Source organism: Sedimentibacter sp. (genome assembly GCF_032080165.1).
GTDB lineage: Bacteria > Bacillota > Clostridia > Tissierellales > Sedimentibacteraceae > Sedimentibacter.
The window spans coordinates 67,684-90,780 of sequence record NZ_DAMASY010000012.1; the positions used below are offsets into that span (position 1 = coordinate 67,684).

Genomic DNA, 23,097 nt, shown 5'->3' on the forward strand with positions numbered 1-23,097 from the left:
CACCTCCTATTCGTTATTTTACCATACGTAGCAGATTACTTCTCCGCCAACACCCTGTGTTCTTGCTTTTTTATCTGTAACTATTCCTTTAGAAGTAGAAAGTATAGCTATACCTAAACCGCCTAATACCTTTGGAGTTTCATCTTTTCCTACGTAAACTCTAAGACCAGGTTTAGATATTCTCTTAATACCAGTTATAACTCTCTCTTTATTTTGTTGGTATTTAAGTTCAACTCTTATAATACCTTGTTTACCGTCATCTATAACATCAAAGCCCTTAATGTATCCTTCTTCCTGCAATATATTAGCTATTTCTCTTTTAATCTTAGAAGCCGGAACATCAACAAATTCATGTTTTGAATGATTAGCATTTCTTATTCTCGTTAACATATCTGCGATAGGATCTGTCATTACCATGTAAGTAACCTCCTTCCATTTTATAAAATTTTACCAGCTGGCTTTTTTAACGCCTGGGATCTGACCTTTATAAGCCAGTTCTCTAAAGCATATACGGCATATGCCGAATTTCCTTAAATAAGCATGAGGTCTTCCACAAATTTTGCATCTTGTATATTCTCTTGTTGAGAATTTTTGTTTTCTCTGTTGTTTAACTTTTAGAGATGTCTTTGCCATTATCGTTTCCCTCCCTTACTTAGTAAAAGGCATACCCATTAATCTCAACAGCTCACGTGCTTCTTCGTCAGTGTTTGCTGTAGTTGTTATAATTATGTCCATACCTCTTATTTTATCGATTTTATCATAATTTATTTCCGGAAATATCAATTGCTCTTTAATTCCTAAAGCGTAATTTCCTCTACCGTCAAATGATGTTTTTGAAACACCTCTGAAGTCTCTAACTCTCGGTAAGGCAATGTTTACTAATTTATCGAAGAATTCATACATATGATCTCCTCTTAATGTAACCTTGCAACCTACTGCCATTCCTTCTCTTACTTTAAAGTTAGATATAGATTTTCTGGCTTTAGTTACTACAGGTTTCTGACCTGCAATAATAGTCATTTCTTCAACTGCGTTTTCTAAAAACTTTGCATTTTCTTTAGCTTCGCCAACGCCCATATTGATTATTATTTTCTCTATTTTAGGTGCCTGCATAACGCTTTTGTACTGAAACTTTTCCATCAGTGCAGGCAATACTTGTTCCTTATATGTGGCTTTTATTCTTGCCATATGGTTCGTACCTCCCTTCGAGCATTATTCAAAAACATGACCGCACTTTTTACATGCTCTTACTTTTTTACCATTTTCTATTTTCTTTTCGGTTCTTACACCTGATTTGCATTTATCGCAATATAGCATAACATTTGAAACATTAATAGAGCCTTCGCGGTGTACTATACCAGCTTGTTGCATCTGATTTGTCTGCTTTTGATGTTTTGTAAGCATATTTACATTTTCAACGATGATTCTATTATCTTTAGGCAAACTTGTTAAAACTTTACCTGTCTTGCCTTTATCGCTGCCTGCTATAACTACAACTTTATCGCCTTTTTTAACGTGCATCTTTATACACCTCCTATTAAAGTACTTCCGGTGCTAATGAGATTATTTTCATAAACTTTCCATCTCTTAATTCTCTTGTTACAGGTCCAAATATACGAGTACCAACCGGTGTTTTATCTTCTTTAATAATTACAGCTGCATTTTCGTCGAATTTTATATAAGTTCCGTCTTTTCTTCTTATTTCCTTTTTAGTTCTGACGATAACTGCCTTAACTACATCACCCTTCTTAACAACTCCACCAGGTGTTGCAGATTTAACTGCGCATACTACTATATCACCAACGCTTCCATATTTAACGACTGATCCGCCCATAACTCTTATAACAAGAACTTCTTTAGCTCCTGAATTATCTGCGACTCTTAACCTCGATTCAGTTTGTATCATGACTTAACCTCCCTTCAATTGTCTTGGGGTTTTATTTAGCTTCCTCTAATATTTCAACTAATCTCCAGCATTTTTCTTTTGATAATGGTCTGGTTTCCATTATTTTAACTGTATCTCCAATGTTGCACTTGTTTTCTTCGTCATGTGCTTTATATTTTTTTGTCATTTTAATTTGTTTTTTATAAAGAGGATGTGCTACAAGCTTTTCAGTAGCAACTACTATTGTCTTATCCATTTTATTACTAACTACTTTTCCAATTCTTACTTTTCTGTTGCCTCTTTCCAAAGTAAAGATCCTCCTTTCTTATTACTGCGCATTAATGCTTAATTCACGTTCTCTGAGAACTGTTTTAACACGTGCAATATCTTTCTTGACTTTTTTAATTCTCATCGGATTGTCAAGCTCTCCGGTTGCAAGTTGAAATCTTAAATTGAACAGTTCTGTTTTTAAATCAGAAACTGATTTATTTAACTCTTCAACTGATTTATTTCTTAGTTCATTAGCTTTCATTTGCTTCACCATCCTTCTCTGATGCCTGATCCTTCACGATAAATTTGCATTTGATAGGCAATTTATGCATGGCAAGTCTCATTGCTTCTCTGGCTACTTCTTCAGATACTCCTGACATTTCAAATAATACTCTGCCCGGTTTAACTACAGCTACCCAATACTCAGGAGAGCCCTTACCTTTACCCATACGTGTTTCGGCTGGTTTCTTTGTTACAGGTTTATCCGGGAATATTTTAATCCAAATTTGACCGCCTCTCTTAACAGATCTTGTCATTGCTCTTCTGGCAGCTTCTATTTGGTTAGATGTTATCCAAGCTGGTTCAAGTGCTTGAAGCCCATATTCGCCATAAGTTACTTTGTTGCCTCTTGTTGCAACTCCTGTCATTCTACCTCTTTGTTGTTTACGGCGTTTTACTCTTTTAGGCATTAACATAATAATTTCCTCCTTCCTTCAGGACTTATTACTTTTTGTCTCTCTTAAAATTATTGTTTGGTCTTCTTCTCTTCTTGTTATCTCTGTTGTCATTAAGTGCTTTTGTTGGTTCTTGATTGTCTGATAATAAAGAACCTTTCTTTCTTAAAACTTCTCCTCTGCATATCCAAACCTTAACACCGATTTTTCCGAATGTTGTGTTTGCTTCTGCAAAGCCGTAGCTTATATCAGCTCTTAAAGTTTGAAGAGGAATTTTACCCTCTGAATATCCTTCGGTTCTTGCCATATCAGCACCGTTCAATCTTCCGGATACACTTGTTTTAATACCTTTTGCACCTAATTTCATTGTTCTTTGCATTGCCTGCTTCATAGCTCTTCTGAAAGATATACGCTTTTCAATCTGACTAGCGATATTTTCAGCAACTAATTGTGCATTTAATTCAGGAACCTTTATTTCTTCAACATTAATTATAACAGTTTTACCGGTAATTTTTTCGATACTGTTTTTTAACATATCAACACCAGTACCGCCTTTTCCGATTATCATACCCGGTTTAGCTGTGAACACACTTACTTTTATTCTGCTGGCAAATCTTTCGATATCAACTTTAGCAATACCTGCTTGATTCAAGCTGTTTTTTATAAATTCACGAATCTTATAATCTTCGGTTAAATTTTCACCAAAATTCTTTTTGTCAGCATACCATTTTGAGTCCCAATCATTGATTATACCAACTCTCAGTCCATGAGGATTTACCTTCTGACCCATTTTTTACCTCCTTTACAGTTGTTATTCTCTTTCTTTTACTACAGCACCTACGTGACTGCTTCTTTTTAATATTTTATATGCGCTTCCTTTTGCTCTCGGTCTCCATCTCTTAAGAGTTGGTCCCTGATTTGCATAAACTTCAAAAACATATAATTTATCTCTATCCATTTCAAAGTTGTTTTCAGCATTAGCTGTAGCTGATTGAACTACCTTTTCTAAAATTTTAGCTCCCTTGCTTGGGTAAAATTTCAAAATTGCTAAAGCTTCATCAACATTTTTACCTCTTACCATATCACATACGAACTTCATTTTTCTTGGTGATATTCTTATATATTTAGCAACTGCTCTTGCTTCCATTTAAGCGTGCCTCCCTTCTTATTTAACTTTTGAAGATTTATCGTTCTTATCATGTCCTCTATAAGTTCTTGTTGGAGCAAATTCGCCGAGTTTGTGTCCAACCATATCTTCAGTTATATATACAGGAACGTGCTTTCTGCCATCATGTATAGCTAATGTATGGCCTACCATTTCGGGGAATATTGTTGATCTTCTTGACCAAGTTTTTAATACTTTTTTATTGTTGGCTTCATTCATTTCCACAATCTTTTTCAAAAGCGTTGGTTCGCAATAAGGCCCTTTTTTTAATGATCTACCCATTCACTATTTCCTCCTTTCACAAAACCTGATTACTATTTAACGTTTCTTCTCTTAACGATCATCTTGTCAGATTTCTTATTCTTCTTACGAGTTTTAAACCCGAGTGCAGGTTTACCCCAAGGTGTTACAGGTCCTGTTCTACCTATAGGAGATCTACCTTCACCACCACCGTGAGGGTGATCGTTAGGGTTCATTACAGAACCTCTTACTGTAGGTCTGATGCCCATATGTCTCTTTCTGCCTGCTTTACCGATTGTTATATTCTCATGATCCAAATTTCCTACTTGACCGATTGTCGCTCTGCAGTCCATACTGATCATTCTAACTTCACCGCTTGGTAATCTAACTTGTGCATATTTGCCTTCCTTAGCCATAAGCTGTGCTGCATTTCCGGCTGAACGTACCATTTGAGCACCTTTGCCAGGTTTTAATTCGATGTTGTGAATCATTGTACCTACAGGGATGTTTCTAACCGGAAGTGCGTTACCGATTTTAATGTCTGCATCCGGTCCTGAAACGATAGTATCACCAACTACTAATTTATAAGGAGCGATAATATATCTTTTTTCTCCATCTACATAATTAATAAGTGCTATGTTTGCGCTTCTGTTAGGATCATACTCGATTGTTGCAACTTTGCCCGGTACTCCGTCTTTATTTCTTTTGAAATCTATGATTCTATATTTTCTCTTTTCTCCACCGCCTTGATGACGTACAGTTATTCTTCCGTGCGCGTTTCTTCCGGCTTTACTTTTTAATGGAGCTAAAAGAGATTTCTCAGGTTCATTAGTTGTAATTTCTTCAAATGTTGAAACAGTCATTTGTCTCAACGCCGGAGAGGTTGGTCTGTATTTTCTAATACCCATGAGATTTTCCTCCTTTTTTTCAATTTATTAACGTTTAAATTCCTTCGAAGAATTCTATTGTTTTGCTTTCTTGTGTTAAAGTAACAATAGCTTTTTTCCAGTCAGCTCTTTTACCCACATGTATGCCTTGTCTTTTTGTTTTTCCAAGCATATTCATTGTGTTTACACTTGCTACTTTAACTCCGAATATTTTTTCCACTGCATTTTTAATTTCTGTTTTATTAGCCTTTTTATCAACAACAAAAGTGTATTTTTTTTCTGCCATTGCATCCATACTTGCTTCTGTTACTATAGGTTTTTTTATGATATCGTGTGGATCGCGCATTATGCGTACACCTCCTCCACTTTATTAACTGCTTCTTTTGTAATTAAGAAAGAATCACAGTTTAAAATGTCATAAACATTGATTGTGTTAACATATGCTGTCTTTACTCCCGGAATGTTCGCTGCAGATCTAACTACAGTTTCATCTCTTTCAGGAATAACTATTAATGTCTTTTTGTTTGCTTTAAGATTTTGCAACACCTTAACCATTTCTTTTGTTTTTGCTTGTTCAAGCGTTAAGCTATCTACAACAATTATTTCTTGATCTTGAACTTTTGAACTTAATGCTGATTTAAGTGCCAATCTTTTAACTTTTTTAGGAATCGAATAGCTGTAATCTCTCGGTTTTGGAGCAAATACAACTCCGCCGCCTTTCCATTGCGGTGCTCTTATACTACCTTGTCTTGCTCTTCCTGTTCCTTTTTGTCTCCAAGGTTTTCTTCCGCCGCCTCTTACATCAGCTCTTGTCTTTGCTGATTGAGTTCCTTGTCTTTGATTAGCCAAATAATTTTTTACAGCTTCATACATTACATGCGTATTTACTTCTACACCAAATACAGAATCATTTAATTCAATTTCTCCGACCTGGCTGCCTTTTATATCATAAAGAGCTACTTTTGGCATCTTTAATCCTCCTTTCCGTGCAATTATTTACTATAATTTCTAACTGCTTCTCTTATTTTTACTAAACCTTTTTTAGGTCCCGGTATTGCACCTTTTAAAAGTATCGCGTTCTTGTCAGCGTCAACTCTTATTACTTCAAGGTTTAATACTGTTACTTTTTCATGACCCATATGCCCATGAGCTTTTGTGCCTTTTACTACTCTTCCAACACCTGCCGAAGCTCCTAAAGAACCTCTTAATCTGTGGAATTTTGAACCGTGGCTGGCATCACCTGTATGGTGTCCGTGTCTTTTAATACTTCCTTGGAATCCCTTACCTTTGGAAATTCCTACAACGTCTACTTTTTCTCCAACTTGGAAAATATCAACACCGATTGCCTGACCTACTTCATAGTCATCAATGTTGTCAACTCTGAATTCTCTTAAAAATCTTTTTGGTTCTACTTTTGATTTATCAAAATGACCTTTTTTAGGTTTATTAACATTCTTTAATTTAATGTCACCAAAGCCAACTTGAATAGCATTGTAGCCATCTTTTTCAACTGTCTTTTTTTGAACCACAACCATATTGCCTGATTCAACAACTGTTACAGGAACAACGTCTCCTTGTTCTGTAAACACCTGAGTCATCCCGACTTTTTTACCAAGAATTGCTTTCATCTTACACCTCCTATTTTCTTACAGCGGATTACACTATGGTAATCATTCTAAGCAGAGTGTATATTTAATATATTTCTCTCTACTTTTTCTTATAATTTGATTTCAATGTCTACACCAGCAGGCAAATTCAATTTCATCAATGAATCTACAGTTTTTGGAGTAGGGTTGGTTATGTCTATCAATCTTTTATGAGTTCTTTGTTCAAACTGCTCTCTGGAATCTTTGTACTTGTGAACTGCTCTAAGTATTGTGATAACTTGTTTTTCTGTCGGCAGCGGGATAGGACCTGCTACAGTTGCACCTGTACTTTTAGCTGTTTCCACGATTTTTTGTGCAGATTGATCAATTAATTGATGATCATAAGCTTTCAACCTAATTCTTATTTTCTGTGCGTTTGCCATTTTTTACCTCCTTCTTCGTATGTCATCCATACAACTCGGAATTGCGTCGATAAACCCAGCCGGGTGTATCCTAATTTTTTTTAAAATCGCAATACCGGTCGCCCTGTTTTATAACAGGACATACTCTGCAAAAATTACCTGATTTCATTGTAAAATCAGCAACCTTTTACGTCATCGCATGTGGCAAGCTTTATTATAATATACCAATTAACCGTATAAATCAAGCATAAATTTTATTTTTTTTAATTTATTGCGAAAACTTAATAAATATTACATTCCGTTAACAATAGATCGGCTATAGATATGCTATAGATGGGCAATTGGTGAGATTTTTCGCTGTCGCTCAGGATGACAAAATAACCGCTGGTTTTGTCATTCCGAACGCAGTGAGGAATCTCATAAAAAATAGCTTTCGTCAGAAAGCTATTTTTTATCTTCTATTAATTGTTAATCAATTGCTTATTTTATGATGCTTGTAACAACTCCAGATCCAACTGTTCTTCCGCCTTCTCTGATAGCGAATCTTAATCCTTCTTCGATGGCGATTGGGTGGATTAACTCAACTATAAATCTTGAGTTGTCTCCCGGCATACACATTTCTATTCCTTCTTCAAGGTCTATTTGTCCTGTGATGTCTGTTGTTCTGAAATAAAATTGTGGTCTGTATCCGTTAAAGAATGGTGTATGTCTTCCACCTTCTTCTTTTGTTAATACGTATACTTCTGCATTGAATTTTGTATGTGGTGTTATTGATCCCGGTTTTGCAAGTACTTGACCTCTTTGGATTTCTGTTCTTTGAACTCCTCTGAGTAATGCTCCTATGTTATCTCCTGCTTGTGCCTGATCAAGTAATTTCTTGAACATTTCTACACCTGTACACACTGTTTCTGTTGGTTCGTCTGCTAATCCTACTATTTGAATCTTATCCTGAACCTTCAATACTCCTCTTTCTACTCTTCCTGTTGCAACTGTTCCTCTTCCTGTGATTGAGAATACATCTTCTACAGGCATTAAGAATGGTTTGTCAATATCTCTTTCCGGTGTTGGTACCCATTCGTCAACTGCTTCCATTAATTTAAGTATTTTATCTCCCCATGGTCCGTCCGGATCTTCTAATGCTTTTAATGCTGATCCTACTATGATTGGTGTGTTGTCTCCGTCAAATTCATATTCTGAAAGTAATTCTCTTACTTCCATTTCAACTAATTCGATTAGTTCAGGATCGTCAACCATATCTTCTTTGTTTAAGAATACTACTAACTTTGGAACGCCTACCTGTCTTGATAACAGGATGTGTTCTCTTGTTTGTGGCATTGGACCGTCAGCTGCTGATACAACTATTATACCACCATCCATTTGTGCTGCTCCTGTAATCATGTTCTTTACATAGTCGGCATGACCCGGGCAGTCTACGTGTGCGTAGTGTCTGTTTGGTGTTTCATATTCTACGTGTGCTGTAGAAATTGTAATTCCTCTTTCTCTTTCTTCCGGAGCTTTATCTATATTATCATAGCTTATAAATTCTCCGGTTCCGTATCTCTTGTTTAAAGTCATTGTGATTGCTGCTGTTAATGTAGTCTTACCATGGTCTACGTGGCCTATGGTACCAATATTTACGTGTGGCTTATTTCTTTCAAATTTTGCTTTTGCCATTTCTTTATCCTCCTATAGGTTTATTTATTTATTATTTTTTCAGCGACACTGTTTGGAACTCTTTCATAGTGATGGAATTCCATTGAGTAACTTGCTCTACCCTGAGTCATAGATCTTAAGGTAGTTGCATAACCAAACATTTCTGACAACGGAACAAAAGCATCTACTACCTTAATTCCATTTCTATCTGAGAACCCTTCGATTCTGCCTCTTCTTGAGTTAGCGTCTCCCATAACGTCTCCTAAGTATTCTTCAGGAGTAGTTATTTCAACTTTCATGTATGGTTCTAACAATACCGGTGATGCTTTTTTCATTGCTTCCTTGAATGCCATAGAACCGGCAATCTTAAATGCCATTTCACTTGAGTCTACTTCGTGGTATGAACCATCATACAATGTTACTTTAAAATCAATAACAGGGAATCCTGCAAGCACACCGTTTTCGGCTGCACCTCTGATTCCGGCTTCGACAGCTGGAATATATTCTCTTGGAATAGCTCCACCAACAATTGAATTAACAAATTCAATACCTTTACCCGGTTCTTGTGGTTCCATAGTGATTTTAACGTGACCGTATTGTCCTTTACCACCGGATTGTCTTGCATACTTAACGTCAACATCTGCATTACTTGTAACTGTTTCTTTGTAAGATACTTGTGGCTTCCCTACATTTGCTTCAACCTTAAATTCTCTTAATAACCTATCTACGATTATTTCCAAATGCAATTCGCCCATACCTGCAATAATTGTCTGTCCCGTATCAGGATTTGTATATGTCTTGAATGTAGGGTCCTCTTCAGCAAGTTTCTGAAGACCGATACCCATTTTTTCCTGACCTGCTTTAGTCTTAGGCTCAATAGCTACTTCGATAACCGGTTCCGGGAATTCCATAGATTCTAACACAACCGGGTGTTCCGGATCACACAATGTATCTCCGGTAGTAGTAAACTTCAAACCTACTGCTGCTTCTATGTCTCCTGAATAAGATGTCTTAATTTCTTCTCTTTTGTTTGCATGCATCTGAAGAATACGACCAATTCTTTCTTTCTTGTTTTTAGTAGAATTTAATACATAGCTTCCTGATTCTAATGTTCCGCCATAAATTCTAAAGAAAGTAAGTTTTCCAACAAATGGGTCAGTCATTATTTTGAATGCTAATGCTGCTAAAGGATCTTCGTCCTTAATTCCTACAGGTATTTCCTCTTTTGTATCAGGGTTAAAACCTTTCATTTGTGGCACATCAATCGGACTTGGCAAGTAGTCAACTACTGCATCCAACATCAATCTAACACCTTTATGTTTATATGAAGTACCGCAAATTACAGGAATTATCTTAACATTAGTAGTTGCAGTTCTGACAGCTTTTTTGATTTCTTCAACAGTAATTTCTTCACCGTTTAAGTATTTTTCCATCAATGTTTCATCAGTATCTGCAATAGCTTCAATTAATTTTTCTCTGTATTCATTTGCTTGATCTATATATTCTTCCGGTATCTCAGTAATAGTAATGTCTGTTCCTTCATCGTTTCCATAGTTTATAGTTTTCATTTCAACTAAATCTATTATTGCTCTGAAGTTTTCTTCAACCCCGATTGGTAACTGAATTGCAACAGCATTAGCTTTTAATCTGTCAACAATTGTACCTAATGAGTAGAAGAAATTTGCACCTAATTTATCCATTTTGTTTATAAAACAAATTCTTGGTACATGATATTTATCTGCCTGTCTCCAAACAGTTTCTGACTGGGGCTCAACCCCCATTTTAGCATCAAATACTGTTACTGCTCCATCAAGTACTCTCAATGATCTCTCAACTTCAACTGTAAAGTCTACGTGACCTGGTGTATCTATAATGTTAATTCTTACATCTTTCCAATGACAAGTAGTAGCAGCTGAAGTTATTGTAATTCCTCTTTCCTGCTCTTGCGCCATCCAATCCATCTGAGATGCACCTTCATGAGTTTCGCCTACTTTATGAATTTTCCCGGTATAGAACAGGATTCTTTCGGTAGTAGTTGTTTTTCCCGCATCAATATGCGCCATAATACCGATATTTCTTGTATTCTCTAAAGAATATTCTCTCATTATTTCCCTCCTTCACGCTGCGAATAAAATCTTACTACTTAGATTATTACCATCTAAAGTGTGCAAATGCTTTATTAGCCTCTGCCATTTTATGTGTATCTTCTCTTTTCTTAACGCTTGCTCCTACGTTGTTAGCTGCATCCATTAATTCTTTTGCAAGCTTTTCACGCATGGTTTTTTCTCCTCTTTTACGAGAATAACCTACAAGCCATCTTAATCCTAAAGTCTGTCTTCTCTCTGGTCTAACTTCGACAGGAACCTGATAAGTTGCTCCGCCGACTCTTCTTGCTTTAACCTCAAGTACCGGCATGATGTTGTTCATTGCTTTAGTAAATACCTCAATTGGTTCTTCACCTGTTTTTTCTCTTATAATGTCAAATGCATCATAAACAATTTTTTGAGCAACACCTTTTTTACCATCGTACATTAGTTGGTTAATCAATTTGGAAACTACCTTATCTTTGTAGATAGGATCTTCCATTACTTGTCTTTTAGGTATGTGACCTTTTCTTGGCACTTTGCTTCCCTCCTTAATATAATTTTAATTCACAGGTACTCGACAATAATTTAATGCCGTCGTGCACAACTATATATTATGGCGCATTTTATGCATCATAACCTAAGCATAGTGTGCCGGAATCATCTTATTATTTCTTTGCTTTTTCCCTTTTAGCTCCATATTTGGATCTTGCTTGTTTTCTTTTAGCAACACCAGCTGTATCAAGGGTACCTCTTATAATGTGATATCTAACCCCTGGTAAGTCTTTAACTCTTCCGCCTCTTATAAGAACAACACTGTGTTCCTGTAAGTTGTGGCCTACACCCGGGATGTATGCAGTTACTTCAACACCTGTTGTTAATTTAACTCTGGCAATTTTTCTAAGAGCTGAGTTTGGTTTCTTTGGTGTTACAGTTTTAACTGAAGTACATACACCTCTTTTTTGTGGTGAATTAGATTCATTCATCTTTTTTTGAAGAGTATTATAGCTTACATTTAGCGCTGGAGAATCGGATTTATAAGTAACTTGTTGTCTTCCTTTTCTCACTAACTGGTTAATTGATGGCATTCGTGCACCTCCTTTTTTATTAATGTTAATTTATTTTAAAACGGCAGCAGCCGCTGCGTTTACATTGATACCTACAGACGCTCCAAGCTCTTTCATGCTATCAAAATATATTATTTCTATATTTTTTTCCTTGCAAACATCTGTAATAGGTTTAGTAACATGCAAATCAGCATCCTTTGATATATAAATCCTTTGAGCTTCGTCTCTGTGCAAAGCTCTCAAAGTCTGCTTCTTTCCGATTACTATTTTTTTATCTGTATCCATTTCTTCACCTTTATAAACATATTCAGTTCATGGGGTATAACCCCCATGAACTTTGATTTATTTATAAATTGGGGACATTCCTTTGGGCTAATCTCCAAAGTCTATCCCTACCTAAAGGTGTGTCCCCACACCTTTTTGCACTCAAGTATTCTATCATCTATAAAATTAGATGTCAATTATTTTTTTGTTATTCGCTTACCGCAATTTCGTCTTTTTCTACTTCAACATCATTGCTTGTTATTCCAATGTTTCTGTATTTTTTCATACCTGTTCCTGCAGGAATCAGTTTTCCGATAATTACATTTTCTTTAAGACCGATCAAGTTGTCAACCTTACCTTTAGTAGCTGCATCCGTAAGTACTCTTGTTGTTTCCTGGAATGATGCAGATGCAAGGAAAGAATCTGTAGCCAAAGATGATTTTGTTATACCTAATAGGGCAACTTCACCTGTTGCAGGCTCTGAACCTTCTGCTGTTGCTTTGTCATTTTGTTCTTTGAATTCAAATGTTGATACCAAGCTTCCCGGAAGAAGAGATGTATCCCCTGAATTTTCAATACGAACTTTATTAACCATCTGTCTTATGATTACTTCAACGTGCTTGTCACTGATATCAACACCCTGCATTCTGTAAACTCTTTGAACTTCCATAAGGATGTATGACTCAAGTGCTTTCATGCCCTTTATGTTCAATATATCGTGCGGATTTATTGACCCTTCGGTAATCTTATCACCAGCTTCAATGTAATCACCGTCATTAACCAATATTTTAGAACCATAAGGTATCAAATACGTCTTGCTTTCCACCGTTTCATTATTAGTAACGGTAACTTCTCTCTTATGGACTTTTTCTGTTAATGTAATTTTACCCGGTATCTCGGAAATAATCGCCTGACCTTTTGGCTTTCTTGCCTCAAAAAGCTCTTCTATACGCGGCAAACCTTGAGTAATATCACTTGCTGCAGCTATACCTCCCGTATGGAATGTACGCATTGTAAGCTGTGTACCCGGTTCTCCGATTGACTGAGCAGCTATGATACCAACAGCTCCTCCCACATTAACCAGCTTGCCTGTTGCAAGGTTAGTACCGTAGCATTTTGAACACACACCGTGTGGAGTTTTACAAGTAAGAACTGATCTTACCTTAACCTTTTTAATGCCGGAATTTTGTATTTTGTGTGCTGTTTCTTCTGATATAAACTCACCTGACTTAACCATTACTTCGCCAGTTTCAGGGTTTATAACATCATCAGAGGCATATCTATCTGAACATCTTTCGCTTAATTCTTCTATAACTTCCTTACCGTCAACAAAAGCTTCAACTTCTATACCGTCAGTTGTTCCGCAATTAATTTCTCTTACTATGACATCCTGACTTACGTCAACCAATCTTCTTGTTAAGTAACCTGAATCGGCTGTTCTTAAAGCTGTATCAGTTAATCCCTTACGAGCACCTGTTGCTGACAAGAAGAACTCAAGAACTGAAAGTCCTTCACGAAAGTTTGACTTAACCGGTACCTCAACCGTCTTACCCACGGCACTTGCCATAAGACCACGCATACCTGCAAGCTGTTTAATCTGGTTACGTCCTCCACGGGCTCCTGATACCGACATGATGTAAATAGAATTCAGCGGGTCCAGATTATCCATAAGTGCGTTTGTTACATCCTCTGTTGTCTGGTTCCAAATTTTAATTACATTTTCATATCTTTCTTCATCAGTCATCAAACCTCTTCGGTATTTTTTCTCGTATTCGATAACTTGTTTTTCGGCTTTTTCAATAAACTCTTTCTTTTCTTCAGGAACTGTTATATCGCTTACGCTTATAGTAATAGCTCCTCTTGTTGAATATTTATATCCTGTAGATTTGATACCGTCCAATACGTCAGCTGTTTTAGAGTTTCCGTATTTTCTGAAGCATCTGTATATTATTTCTTCTAATGATTTCTTAGTAACCGTCTTGTCTACTTCAAGAGAGAATTTATCTTTTTCTCTGTCTACAAAACCAAGGTCCTGAGGTACATTTTCATTAAAAACAAATCTTCCTACAGTGCTTTCAACGTATCTTGTTTCTCCGTCAATTGTTTTTCTTATTTTAACTCTGGCATGCAGGTCAATGTTATTATTGAAATATGCCATCATCATTTCATCATAATCCTTAAATACCATTCCATGACCTTTTGAATTTTCTATTTCAAGGGTCATGTAGTAGCTTCCAAGAACCATATCCTGTGTAGGAGTTGTAATAGGTCTTCCGTCCTTTGGAGCTAAAATGTTATTTGTAGACATCATCAAAAATCTTGACTCTGCCTGTGCTTCAACTGACAATGGTACGTGAACAGCCATCTGGTCACCGTCGAAGTCCGCATTATAAGCAGTACATACTAACGGATGCAGCTTAATCGCTTTTCCTTCTACAAGGACAGGCTCAAAAGATTGAATACCTAATCTGTGAAGTGTAGGAGCACGGTTTAACATAACAGTGTGGTCCTTAATTATTTCATCTAATACATCCCAAACTGCAGTGTCAACTTTTTCAACCTTTTTCTTCGCGCTCTTAATATTGTGAGCTGTTCCGTTTTCAACTAACTTTTTCATTACAAACGGCTTAAATAATTCAAGCGCCATCTTTTTCGGCAAACCGCATTGATTGAATCTGAGCTCGGGACCGACAACTATAACAGAACGTCCTGAGTAGTCAACTCTCTTACCAAGTAAGTTTTGTCTGAATCGACCTTGTTTACCTTTAAGCATATCCGAAAGAGATTTTAAAGGTCTGTTTCCCGGACCTGTTACAGGTCTGCCGCGTCTTCCGTTATCTATTAAAGCATCAACTGCTTCCTGAAGCATTCTTTTTTCGTTTCTTACGATTATGTCAGGAGCACCTAAATCAAGCAATCTTTTTAATCTGTTGTTTCTGTTTATAACTCTTCTGTAAAGGTCGTTTAAATCAGATGTAGCAAATCTTCCACCGTCAAGCTGAACCATAGGTCTTAATTCGGGCGGAATTACGGGAATCACATCAAGCACCATCCATTCAGGTCTGTTGCCTGAAACTCTGAATGCCTCAATAACTTCCAACCTTCTTGTTATTCTTATTTTCTTCTGACCCTTGCTGTCTCTAAGCTGTGATTTTAATTCTTCCGATTCTTTTTCAAGGTCTATTTTTTCAAGAAGCTTTTTAATTGCTTCTGCACCCATTTCAGCTTTAAAAGCATTTTTATAATGATCTTTATACTCTCTGTATTCCATTTCAGTCAAAAGCTGTTTTTCGGACAGAGATGTATCTCCTGCTTCTGTAACAACATACTGTGCAAAATACAGTATTTTTTCTAAAGCTCTCGGAGACATGTCAAGTATCAATCCCAGTCGGGACGGGATACCTTTAAAGTACCATATGTGGGAAACAGGAGCAGCAAGCTCTATGTGTCCCATTCTCTCTCTTCTTACCTTTGCTTTTGTAACCTCTACTCCGCAGCGGTCACAAACTACACCTTTATATCTGACTCTTTTATACTTTCCGCAATGACATTCCCAGTCCTTAGTCGGTCCGAATATTTTTTCACAAAACAGACCATCCTTTTCGGGCTTTAATGTACGGTAATTTATTGTTTCCGGTTTTTTAACTTCTCCTCTTGACCATTGTCTAATCTTGTCAGGGGATGCCAAGCCAATTCTTATTGATTCAAAATTATTGTAATCTATCAAGGAGTTCGCTCCCTTCATTTAAAATTTTATTTCAATCGGTCCTTGTTTATTTGGGGACATTCCTTTAATGCTTACCCGCAAAGATTATCTCTTCATTAAAGGTGTGTCCCACTTCCTTAATAATCATCATCGCTGTTATAATCGTCGTTATCTAAATCAATGTCTTCGTCATAGATATCTATGTCATCAATATCCTCCACATCTTCAACATTGTCTGAAACTTCGGTATCTGACTCATCTTCAACAATATTCATTCCATCTTCGTCAACATATCTTACATCACTTAAATTTTCACCATCAACCGGTAAATCATCGTCAATATCCATAGTGTCGACTATTTCAACTTCATCCTGTTCACTGGTAATTATCTTAATATCCAGAGACAAGCTTTGTAATTCTTTTACAAGTACCTTAAATGATTCAGGGATACCCGGTTCCGGAATATTTTCACCTTTAACAATGGCTTCATATGTTTTAACCCTACCGTTAACATCGTCTGATTTAACAGTCAGGATTTCCTGCAATGTATGAGCAGCCCCATATGCTTCCAATGCCCAAACTTCCATTTCACCGAATCTTTGTCCTCCGAATTGTGCTTTACCACCCAATGGCTGTTGAGTAACCAACGAATAAGGTCCTGTTGAACGAGCATGTATCTTATCATCAACCAAATGGTGAAGCTTCAGCATATACATGTAGCCAACAGTAACCGGACCGTCAAAATATTCTCCTGAACGTCCGTCTCTTAAGGCAATTTTACCGCTTCTTGGGTAACCTGCCATTTCAAGAGCATCCCATATATCATCCTCAACTGCTCCGTCAAATACAGGTGTAGCAACTTGCCATCCTAATTTTTTAGCAGCTAAGCCAAGATGCACTTCCAACACCTGACCGATGTTCATACGCGAAGGAACTCCAAGGGGATTAAGAACTACCTGAAGCGGTGTACCATCCGGCAGGAACGGCATATCTTCCTCCGGCATAATATGTGATATAACACCCTTATTACCATGGCGACCGCACATTTTATCTCCTACATTTATTTTACGTTTTGTAGCGATGTACACTCTGACCATCTTACTTACCCCGGGGCTTAATTCGTCTCCGTTTTCTCTTGTAAACACTTTTACGTCAACGATTATACCTGATTCACCGTGAGGAACCTTCAATGAAGTATCTCTGACTTCTCTTGCTTTTTCACCGAAAATTGCCCTTAATAATCTTTCCTCGGCAGTAAGCTCTGTTTCTCCCTTAGGTGTTACTTTACCTACAAGAATATCTCCTGATTTAACCTCAGCTCCTATTCTTATAATTCCTCTTTCATCTAAGTCCTTCAAAGAGTCATCTCCAACGTTAGGGATATCTCTTGTTATTTCTTCAGGACCTAATTTTGTATCTCTTGCTTCTGATTCATATTCTTCTATGTGGACGGATGTTAAAACATCGTCCATAACCAATTTTTCATTCATCAACACAGCATCTTCGTAGTTGTACCCTTCCCAAGTCATAAAACCAATCAGAAGGTTTTTACCTATTGCCATGTCCCCATTGTCGGTAGAAGGACCGTCAGCAATTATCTGACCCCTTTTAATTTCATCACCCTGATATACAATAGGTCTTTGATTAACGCATGTACCGCTGTTTGAACGTTTAAATTTAAGCAGCGGATATCTGTCAATCATGCCGTTGTCATTTCTTTTTATTAAAATTTCGGCAGCGGTTACAGAAATACAAACACCGTCACATTCAGCTACTATAACAGCACCTGAATCCTTCGCCGCTTTATATTCCAAGCCGGTTCCTATAAATGGCGCTTCTGTTATCAATAAAGGAACTGCCTGTCTTTGCATGTTGGCACCCATTAATGCACGGTTAGCATCGTCGTTTTCAAGGAACGGAATCATACCCGTTCCAATAGATATAACCTGTTTTGGAGAAACCTCCATGTAATCAACCATATCTCTTGAAACTATTTCATTAACACCGTCAATTCCTCTGACAACAACACGGGTGTGTTCAAATGAACCATCTTCATTTAACGGCTCATTTGACTGAGCTATGATTTTTGTATCTTCTATATCAGCTGTAATATAATCTATAATATCTGTTACCTGACCGGTTTCTTTGTTTACTTTTCTGTACGGAGCTTCAAGGAATCCATAGTCATTTATTCTTGCATATGTTGCAAGTGATGTTATCAAACCGATGTTTGGACCTTCAGGAGTTTCTATAGGACACATCCTGCCATAATGAGAATGGTGAACGTCTCTTACTTCGAAGCTCGCTCTGTCTCTTGACAATCCTCCCGGTCCCAAAGCAGACATTCTTCTTTTGTGAGTTAATTCTGCCAATGGGTTGGTTTGATCCATGAACTGTGACAACTGGCTGGAACCAAAAAATTCTTTGATAGCAGCCGATACAGGTCTGATATTAATTAACACCTGCGGAGTTACAACGTCAACGTCCTGAATTGTCATTCTTTCTCTTACAACTCTCTCCATTCTTGACAAACCAACTCTAACCTGATTTTGAAGAAGTTCACCTACCGAGCGCAATCTTCTGTTGCCAAGATGGTCTATATCATCTGTCTGACCTAATCCTTTAAATAAACCTAATTGATAATTTGTTGAAGCAATCATATCTTCAATTATTATGTGTCTTGGAGATAAAAGCTTCATATTATCTATTATTGCTTTTTCTATATCTTCGCTTGAACTGTTTTCTTCAAGTATCTTTTTCATAACCGGATAGAAAACTCGTTCCTTTAAGCCAAGTTTTTCAAAATCTATATCTAAGACAAATGTTTTTGGATCTACAAATTTATTTGTTACTATTTTAGTAACCTTATCTTCTGAGTTTAATACATTAATAGAAAAAATGCCGGCAGCTTCTAATTTAAATATTGCTTCGCTATCAATTGCATCATTTTTATGTATTAAAATTTCGCCTGTCTCTGTATTAATTATATCTTCGGCAGCTTTTTTCCCGATAACTCTGTTTTCAAAGCTTAGTTTCTTATTAAATTTATATCTTCCGACCTTCGCAAGATCGTATCTCTTCGGATCAAAAAATAAAGAATTTATTAATGATGAAGCACTGTCCAATGTAGGCGGCTCACCCGGTCTTAATCTTTTGTAAATTTCAATCAAAGCTTCATCTGAGTTAGTAGTGTTGTCCTTTTCAAGCGTTTTCAAAAGCTGCTCTGTTTCTCCTAAAGTTTCAATAATCGTAGAATTAGAAGAAAGCCCCATAGCTCTGACAAGCACTGTGGCAGGTAATTTTCTTGTTCTGTCAACTCTTACATAAATAATGTCATTGGAATCTGTTTCGAACTCAAGCCATGCACCTCTATTAGGTATAAGCGTAGCTTCGTATAATTCCTTTCCTACCTTATCCCTTGTCATGTTGAAATAAACACCTGGTGATCTAACTAACTGACTAACAATAACACGTTCCGCTCCATTGATTATAAATGTACCTTTTTCAGTCATTAGAGGAAACTCGCCCATGAAAGCTTCTTGCTCCTTGATTTCTCCCGTTTCCTTATTAATTAATCTCACTTTTAATTTTAACGGTACAGAATATGTTGCGTCTCTTTCCTTACATTCGACCTGACTGAATTTAGGCTCACCATATAAAGAATGATCAACAAATTCCAAAATCAAATTGCCGGTATAGTCCTCAATTGGCGAAATATCATCAAAAACCTCTCTAAGTCCTTCGTTTAAAAACCATTCATAAGATTTTTTCTGAACTTCAATTAAATCCGGTAAATCTAAAACCTCATCAATTTTAGAGTAAGACATCCTCACTCTGTTACCTATTTTCACAGGATGCGGCATTCTTTCACCCCTCAGTTTAATTTTTTTCGGCATACAAATTCTATGCCAACATTTTATGCTCATGGCAATATATAATAATATCACCAATAATTTTTTTTGTCAATATTTTTTTACATATTCGATATTTTTTAGAAAAAACACCTAAAGTATTATTGACTATTTTAGAAAATATATACATAATTTCTTAAAATTACAAAAAGACTTTACTGTTTTTGTAAAGTCCTTTTGTCAAATGAAGGGGGACACACCTTTAAGGACAGTCAGCCCCTGAGGATAGACCTTAAAGGAATGTCCCCATTATAATAATTATTTTATTTCTGCTGATGCGCCTTCAGCTTCTAAAGCAGCTTTCATTTTGTCAGCTTCTTCTTTAGAAACACCAGTTTTCAATGTAGTAGGCGCTCCATCAACAGCATCTTTAGCTTCTTTTAATCCAAGACCTGTTAATTCTCTTACTACTTTTATAACTTTAATTTTTCCTGCTCCTGCATTTGAAAGTACTACGTCAAATTCAGTTTTTTCTTCTTCAGCCGGAGCTGCTGCGCCGCCAGCTACTGCACCTGCAACTGCTACAGGAGCTGCTGCTGATACTCCGAATTCTTCTTCGATTGCTTTTACTAATTCATTTAATTCTAATACTGTTAATTGTTTTATTTCATCAATAAATTTTGTGATTTTTTCACTTGCCATTTTTAATATCCTCCTATTATTTCATTAATTATTCAGTGTTTATTTTTCACTGTTTGTTTTTTGTTTATGCTACTTCTTCGTTTTTCTTACTAATCTGATCAAGCATATAAGCAAGATTTCTGATATTTCCTTGTAATACTCCTGCCAATTGTCCAAGTAGAATTTCTCTTGGTGGAACGTTAGCTAATGCTTTTACCTCATCAGCATTCATTACTCTGCCTTCAGCTATACCTGCTTTTATTACAATTGTATCGTTGCTTGTTTTAGCAAAGTCATTAGTAACTTTAGCAGCAGATATTTCATCGTTTTGAGATATAGCAATCGCATTAGGTCCTTCCAAATTAACTGTAATATCCTTATAGCCTAACTCTTCAAACGCAAAGCGCATTAATGTGTTTTTGTAAACCTTGTATTCTACACCTGCTTCTCTGTATTTATTTCTTAACTGAGTTGCTTTTTCAACAGATAAACCTTTATATTCAACTAATACAACTGATTTAGCATTTCGTAACTTTTCAGTTATCTCACTTACAACTTGTTTTTTCTGTTCTAAAACTGATTGATTCATGGGTTGCACCTCCTCTTTAATAGAGATAATTTAATTGCATCTGTATTCGCAGTCAAATTCACCAATTTTTCTGCTCACTGTCGTTCGCAAAAATTGGGAATTTGTTGCGTTTGACCTACCGCCATTTTTCTCTCCCTCTGGTCGGAAAAATGGGGTTAGGGCATAAAAAATCTCTCCGCAGACGAAGAGAAACTTTTAATATATCTATGTTCTCACCTCGGTTGGATGATTAAACTCAAAGAGTACCAACTGTCTGCGGTTATTTTATTCAATTTTTATATTAATTCATAGTTCCTTGTCAATACATTAATCCATTAGTTTTGTTGCATTAAGCTTGATTCCAGGTCCCATTGTGCTTGCTATTGTAACACTTCTTAAGTATTTACCTTTTGCAGCAGCCGGTTTTGCTTTTATTATAGCATCCATAATAGCTTTAATATTGTCAACTAATTTTTGTGTACCGAAAGATTTTTTTCCTACAGGAACGTGAATAATATTAGTTTTATCTAATCTGTATTCAACCTTACCTGCTTTAATCTCCTGAATTGCCTTAGCTACATCAAATGTTACCGTACCTGATTTTGGGTTTGGCATTAATCCTTTAGGACCTAATACTCTACCTAATCTACCAACAACACCCATCATATCCGGAGTTGCTATAACTACATCAAAATCAAACCAGTTTTCTTTTTGAATTTTATCAGCCAATTCAGCTTCGCCTACGTAATCTGCTCCGGCTTCTTCAGCTTCCTTAGCTTTATCGCCTTTTGCAAATACTAAAACACGAACTGTTTTACCTGTTCCGTGCGGCAGAACTACTGCGCCTCTTACTTGTTGGTCTGCATGTCTTGAATCTACACCTAATTTTACGTGAGCTTCTACAGTCTCATCAAAATTAGCTTTTGCTGTTGTAAGCATTGCTTCTACAGCTTCCTCCAAGTCGTATAATTTCAATTTATCAATTGATTTCATACTGTCTTGATATTTCTTTCCTCTCTTTGGCATATCCTTAACCTCCTTAGTGGTCTAACAGCTTATCGCCTTCCACTGTGCCATGTTACTATTTTTCTACCGTTACACCCATACTTCTTGCAGTACCTGCTACTAAGCTCATAGCTGCTTCAATTGTATTGGCATTTAAATCCGGCATTTTTAATTTTGCGATTTCTTCGCATTTTTCTTTAGAAAGTTTTGCTACTTTCTTTTTGTTTGGTTCTCCCGAACCGCTTTCGATTCCAACTGCTTTCTTAATTAGAACTGCTACAGGCGGAGTTTTTGTGATAAATGTAAATGATCTATCCTGATAAACAGTTAATACTACCGGTATAATCATACCTGCCTGATCAGCTGTCTTTGCATTGAATTCTTTACAAAATCCCATTATATTCACACCATGAGGTCCTAACGCTGTACCAACCGGTGGAGCTGGTGTTGCCTTACCTGCCGGTATTTGCAGTTTAACTAAAGCTGTTACCTTTTTAGCCATATGTTGCACCTCCTTCATACGAAACGCATGTATCTATTGATAAAGTACTAAACTTTTTCAATCTGATCATAATCAAGTTCGATAAGAGTTTCTCTTCCAAACATTGATACAAAAGCTTTAATTTTTCTTTTTTCCTGACTGATGCTTTCAACAGCACCAATAAAATCTTCAAATGGTCCTTCTTTAACCTTAATGGTATCTCCCGGTGCAAGTTCAATCGCCGGCAATCTTTCAATAACACCAAGCGCCTTAACTTCTTCATCTGATAAAGGAACCGGTTTAGACCCCGGACCGACAAAGCCGGTTACTCCCCTCGTATTTCTTACAAGATACCAAGATTCATCAGTCATTATCATTTTGATAATTACATAACTGGGGAACATTTTTCTTTCTTTCATTTTTTTCTTGCCGTTTTTAACTTCAGCTACTTCTTCAACCGGCACTCTAACTTCGAAAATTATATCCTGCATTTCTCTGTTTTCTACAAGCTTTTCGATGTTAGCTTTTACTTTGTTCTCATGTCCCGAATATGTATGAACTACATACCATCTTGATCCTTGAGATTCTTGTTTCATACCAGTGCTCCT

28 protein-coding genes and 1 other annotated feature are annotated in these 23,097 nt (G+C 36.6%); all 28 genes read right to left on the bottom strand.

The window, feature by feature from the left end; translation table 11 throughout:
- Positions 1–18: 18 nt before the first annotated feature.
- The 28 genes from rpsH to nusG all read right to left on the bottom strand — a co-directional run bounded on the left by rpsH (position 19) and on the right by nusG (position 23,085).
- Positions 19–417 carry a 30S ribosomal protein S8 gene (rpsH, locus tag RT412_RS14655; RefSeq protein ID WP_313342717.1) on the bottom strand — a complete coding sequence of 133 codons (399 nt, stop codon included), beginning with the start codon at positions 415–417 and terminating at the stop codon, positions 19–21.
- Positions 418–447: 30 nt separating this feature from the next.
- Positions 448–633 carry a type Z 30S ribosomal protein S14 gene (locus tag RT412_RS14660; RefSeq protein WP_019229589.1) on the bottom strand — a complete coding sequence of 62 codons (186 nt, stop codon included), beginning with the start codon at positions 631–633 and terminating at the stop codon, positions 448–450.
- A 15-nt stretch (positions 634–648) separates the two neighbouring features.
- Complete coding sequence (rplE, locus tag RT412_RS14665; RefSeq protein WP_313342719.1) at positions 649–1,188, bottom strand: 50S ribosomal protein L5; 540 nt, start codon at positions 1,186–1,188, stop codon at positions 649–651.
- 24 nt (positions 1,189–1,212) lie between these two features.
- Entirely contained in the window at positions 1,213–1,521 is a 309-nt protein-coding gene (rplX, locus tag RT412_RS14670; RefSeq protein WP_313342722.1) for a 50S ribosomal protein L24, read from the bottom strand.
- Positions 1,522–1,537: 16 nt separating this feature from the next.
- Positions 1,538–1,906, bottom strand: a complete 369-nt coding sequence (rplN, locus tag RT412_RS14675; protein WP_313342725.1) for a 50S ribosomal protein L14 — start codon at positions 1,904–1,906, stop codon at positions 1,538–1,540.
- Positions 1,907–1,937: 31 nt separating this feature from the next.
- On the bottom strand, positions 1,938–2,192 hold the full coding sequence (gene rpsQ, locus RT412_RS14680; protein ID WP_179237938.1) for a 30S ribosomal protein S17: 255 nt from the start codon (positions 2,190–2,192) through the stop codon (positions 1,938–1,940).
- A gap of 21 nt (positions 2,193–2,213) precedes the next feature.
- Complete coding sequence (gene rpmC, locus RT412_RS14685) at positions 2,214–2,417, bottom strand: 50S ribosomal protein L29 (RefSeq protein ID WP_179237939.1); 204 nt, start codon at positions 2,415–2,417, stop codon at positions 2,214–2,216.
- A complete protein-coding gene (gene rplP, locus RT412_RS14690; protein ID WP_313342730.1) occupies positions 2,407–2,850 on the bottom strand; it encodes a 50S ribosomal protein L16 in 444 nt (147 codons plus the stop codon). Before rplP ends, rpmC begins: the two co-directional genes overlap by 11 nt.
- Before the next feature lie 28 nt (positions 2,851–2,878).
- A complete protein-coding gene (gene rpsC / locus RT412_RS14695) occupies positions 2,879–3,619 on the bottom strand; it encodes a 30S ribosomal protein S3 (protein ID WP_313342733.1) in 741 nt (246 codons plus the stop codon).
- 21 nt (positions 3,620–3,640) lie between these two features.
- A complete protein-coding gene (rplV, locus tag RT412_RS14700) occupies positions 3,641–3,976 on the bottom strand; it encodes a 50S ribosomal protein L22 (protein ID WP_313342736.1) in 336 nt (111 codons plus the stop codon).
- A gap of 18 nt (positions 3,977–3,994) precedes the next feature.
- Entirely contained in the window at positions 3,995–4,276 is a 282-nt protein-coding gene (gene rpsS, locus RT412_RS14705; RefSeq protein WP_312701630.1) for a 30S ribosomal protein S19, read from the bottom strand.
- 32 nt (positions 4,277–4,308) lie between these two features.
- On the bottom strand, positions 4,309–5,142 hold the full coding sequence (rplB, locus tag RT412_RS14710) for a 50S ribosomal protein L2 (protein WP_313342741.1): 834 nt from the start codon (positions 5,140–5,142) through the stop codon (positions 4,309–4,311).
- Positions 5,143–5,176: 34 nt separating this feature from the next.
- Positions 5,177–5,467 carry a 50S ribosomal protein L23 gene (gene rplW, locus RT412_RS14715; protein ID WP_312814607.1) on the bottom strand — a complete coding sequence of 97 codons (291 nt, stop codon included), beginning with the start codon at positions 5,465–5,467 and terminating at the stop codon, positions 5,177–5,179.
- Entirely contained in the window at positions 5,467–6,090 is a 624-nt protein-coding gene (gene rplD, locus RT412_RS14720) for a 50S ribosomal protein L4 (RefSeq protein WP_313342746.1), read from the bottom strand. Before rplD ends, rplW begins: the two co-directional genes overlap by 1 nt.
- A gap of 23 nt (positions 6,091–6,113) precedes the next feature.
- On the bottom strand, positions 6,114–6,749 hold the full coding sequence (gene rplC / locus RT412_RS14725; protein ID WP_313342749.1) for a 50S ribosomal protein L3: 636 nt from the start codon (positions 6,747–6,749) through the stop codon (positions 6,114–6,116).
- An 89-nt stretch (positions 6,750–6,838) separates the two neighbouring features.
- Positions 6,839–7,150, bottom strand: coding sequence for a 30S ribosomal protein S10 (gene rpsJ / locus RT412_RS14730; RefSeq protein WP_312814601.1), 312 nt, complete (start codon positions 7,148–7,150; stop codon positions 6,839–6,841).
- Positions 7,151–7,609: 459 nt separating this feature from the next.
- Positions 7,610–8,803 carry an elongation factor Tu gene (gene tuf, locus RT412_RS14735; protein WP_313342752.1) on the bottom strand — a complete coding sequence of 398 codons (1,194 nt, stop codon included), beginning with the start codon at positions 8,801–8,803 and terminating at the stop codon, positions 7,610–7,612.
- 20 nt (positions 8,804–8,823) lie between these two features.
- Positions 8,824–10,890: an elongation factor G gene (gene fusA / locus RT412_RS14740; protein WP_313342941.1), complete on the bottom strand. Its 2,067-nt coding sequence runs from the start codon at positions 10,888–10,890 to the stop codon at positions 8,824–8,826.
- 43 nt (positions 10,891–10,933) lie between these two features.
- On the bottom strand, positions 10,934–11,404 hold the full coding sequence (gene rpsG / locus RT412_RS14745) for a 30S ribosomal protein S7 (RefSeq protein WP_313342755.1): 471 nt from the start codon (positions 11,402–11,404) through the stop codon (positions 10,934–10,936).
- A 130-nt stretch (positions 11,405–11,534) separates the two neighbouring features.
- Entirely contained in the window at positions 11,535–11,954 is a 420-nt protein-coding gene (gene rpsL / locus RT412_RS14750) for a 30S ribosomal protein S12 (protein WP_313342758.1), read from the bottom strand.
- A 30-nt stretch (positions 11,955–11,984) separates the two neighbouring features.
- The gene (locus tag RT412_RS14755) at positions 11,985–12,218 is read right to left on the bottom strand and encodes a ribosomal L7Ae/L30e/S12e/Gadd45 family protein (RefSeq protein WP_313342761.1); all 234 of its coding nucleotides are present in this window, start codon (positions 12,216–12,218) and stop codon (positions 11,985–11,987) included.
- A gap of 187 nt (positions 12,219–12,405) precedes the next feature.
- Positions 12,406–15,924: a DNA-directed RNA polymerase subunit beta' gene (gene rpoC, locus RT412_RS14760; protein ID WP_313342764.1), complete on the bottom strand. Its 3,519-nt coding sequence runs from the start codon at positions 15,922–15,924 to the stop codon at positions 12,406–12,408.
- Between the two features lie 116 nt (positions 15,925–16,040).
- On the bottom strand, positions 16,041–19,766 hold the full coding sequence (rpoB, locus tag RT412_RS14765; RefSeq protein ID WP_313342944.1) for a DNA-directed RNA polymerase subunit beta: 3,726 nt from the start codon (positions 19,764–19,766) through the stop codon (positions 16,041–16,043).
- A 306-nt stretch (positions 19,767–20,072) separates the two neighbouring features.
- Entirely contained in the window at positions 20,073–20,456 is a 384-nt protein-coding gene (gene rplL / locus RT412_RS14770; RefSeq protein ID WP_313342767.1) for a 50S ribosomal protein L7/L12, read from the bottom strand.
- Between the two features lie 64 nt (positions 20,457–20,520).
- Entirely contained in the window at positions 20,521–21,024 is a 504-nt protein-coding gene (rplJ, locus tag RT412_RS14775; RefSeq protein WP_313342770.1) for a 50S ribosomal protein L10, read from the bottom strand.
- Between the two features lie 155 nt (positions 21,025–21,179).
- Positions 21,180–21,301, bottom strand: a sequence feature (ribosomal protein L10 leader region).
- 29 nt (positions 21,302–21,330) lie between these two features.
- Positions 21,331–22,029 (bottom strand): 50S ribosomal protein L1, encoded by a 699-nt coding sequence (gene rplA / locus RT412_RS14780; protein ID WP_313342773.1) that lies wholly within the window; start codon positions 22,027–22,029, stop codon positions 21,331–21,333.
- Between the two features lie 55 nt (positions 22,030–22,084).
- Positions 22,085–22,510 carry a 50S ribosomal protein L11 gene (rplK, locus tag RT412_RS14785; protein ID WP_312814585.1) on the bottom strand — a complete coding sequence of 142 codons (426 nt, stop codon included), beginning with the start codon at positions 22,508–22,510 and terminating at the stop codon, positions 22,085–22,087.
- Positions 22,511–22,557: 47 nt separating this feature from the next.
- Complete coding sequence (nusG, locus tag RT412_RS14790; RefSeq protein ID WP_313342777.1) at positions 22,558–23,085, bottom strand: transcription termination/antitermination protein NusG; 528 nt, start codon at positions 23,083–23,085, stop codon at positions 22,558–22,560.
- Between the last annotated feature and the right edge of the window lie 12 nt (positions 23,086–23,097).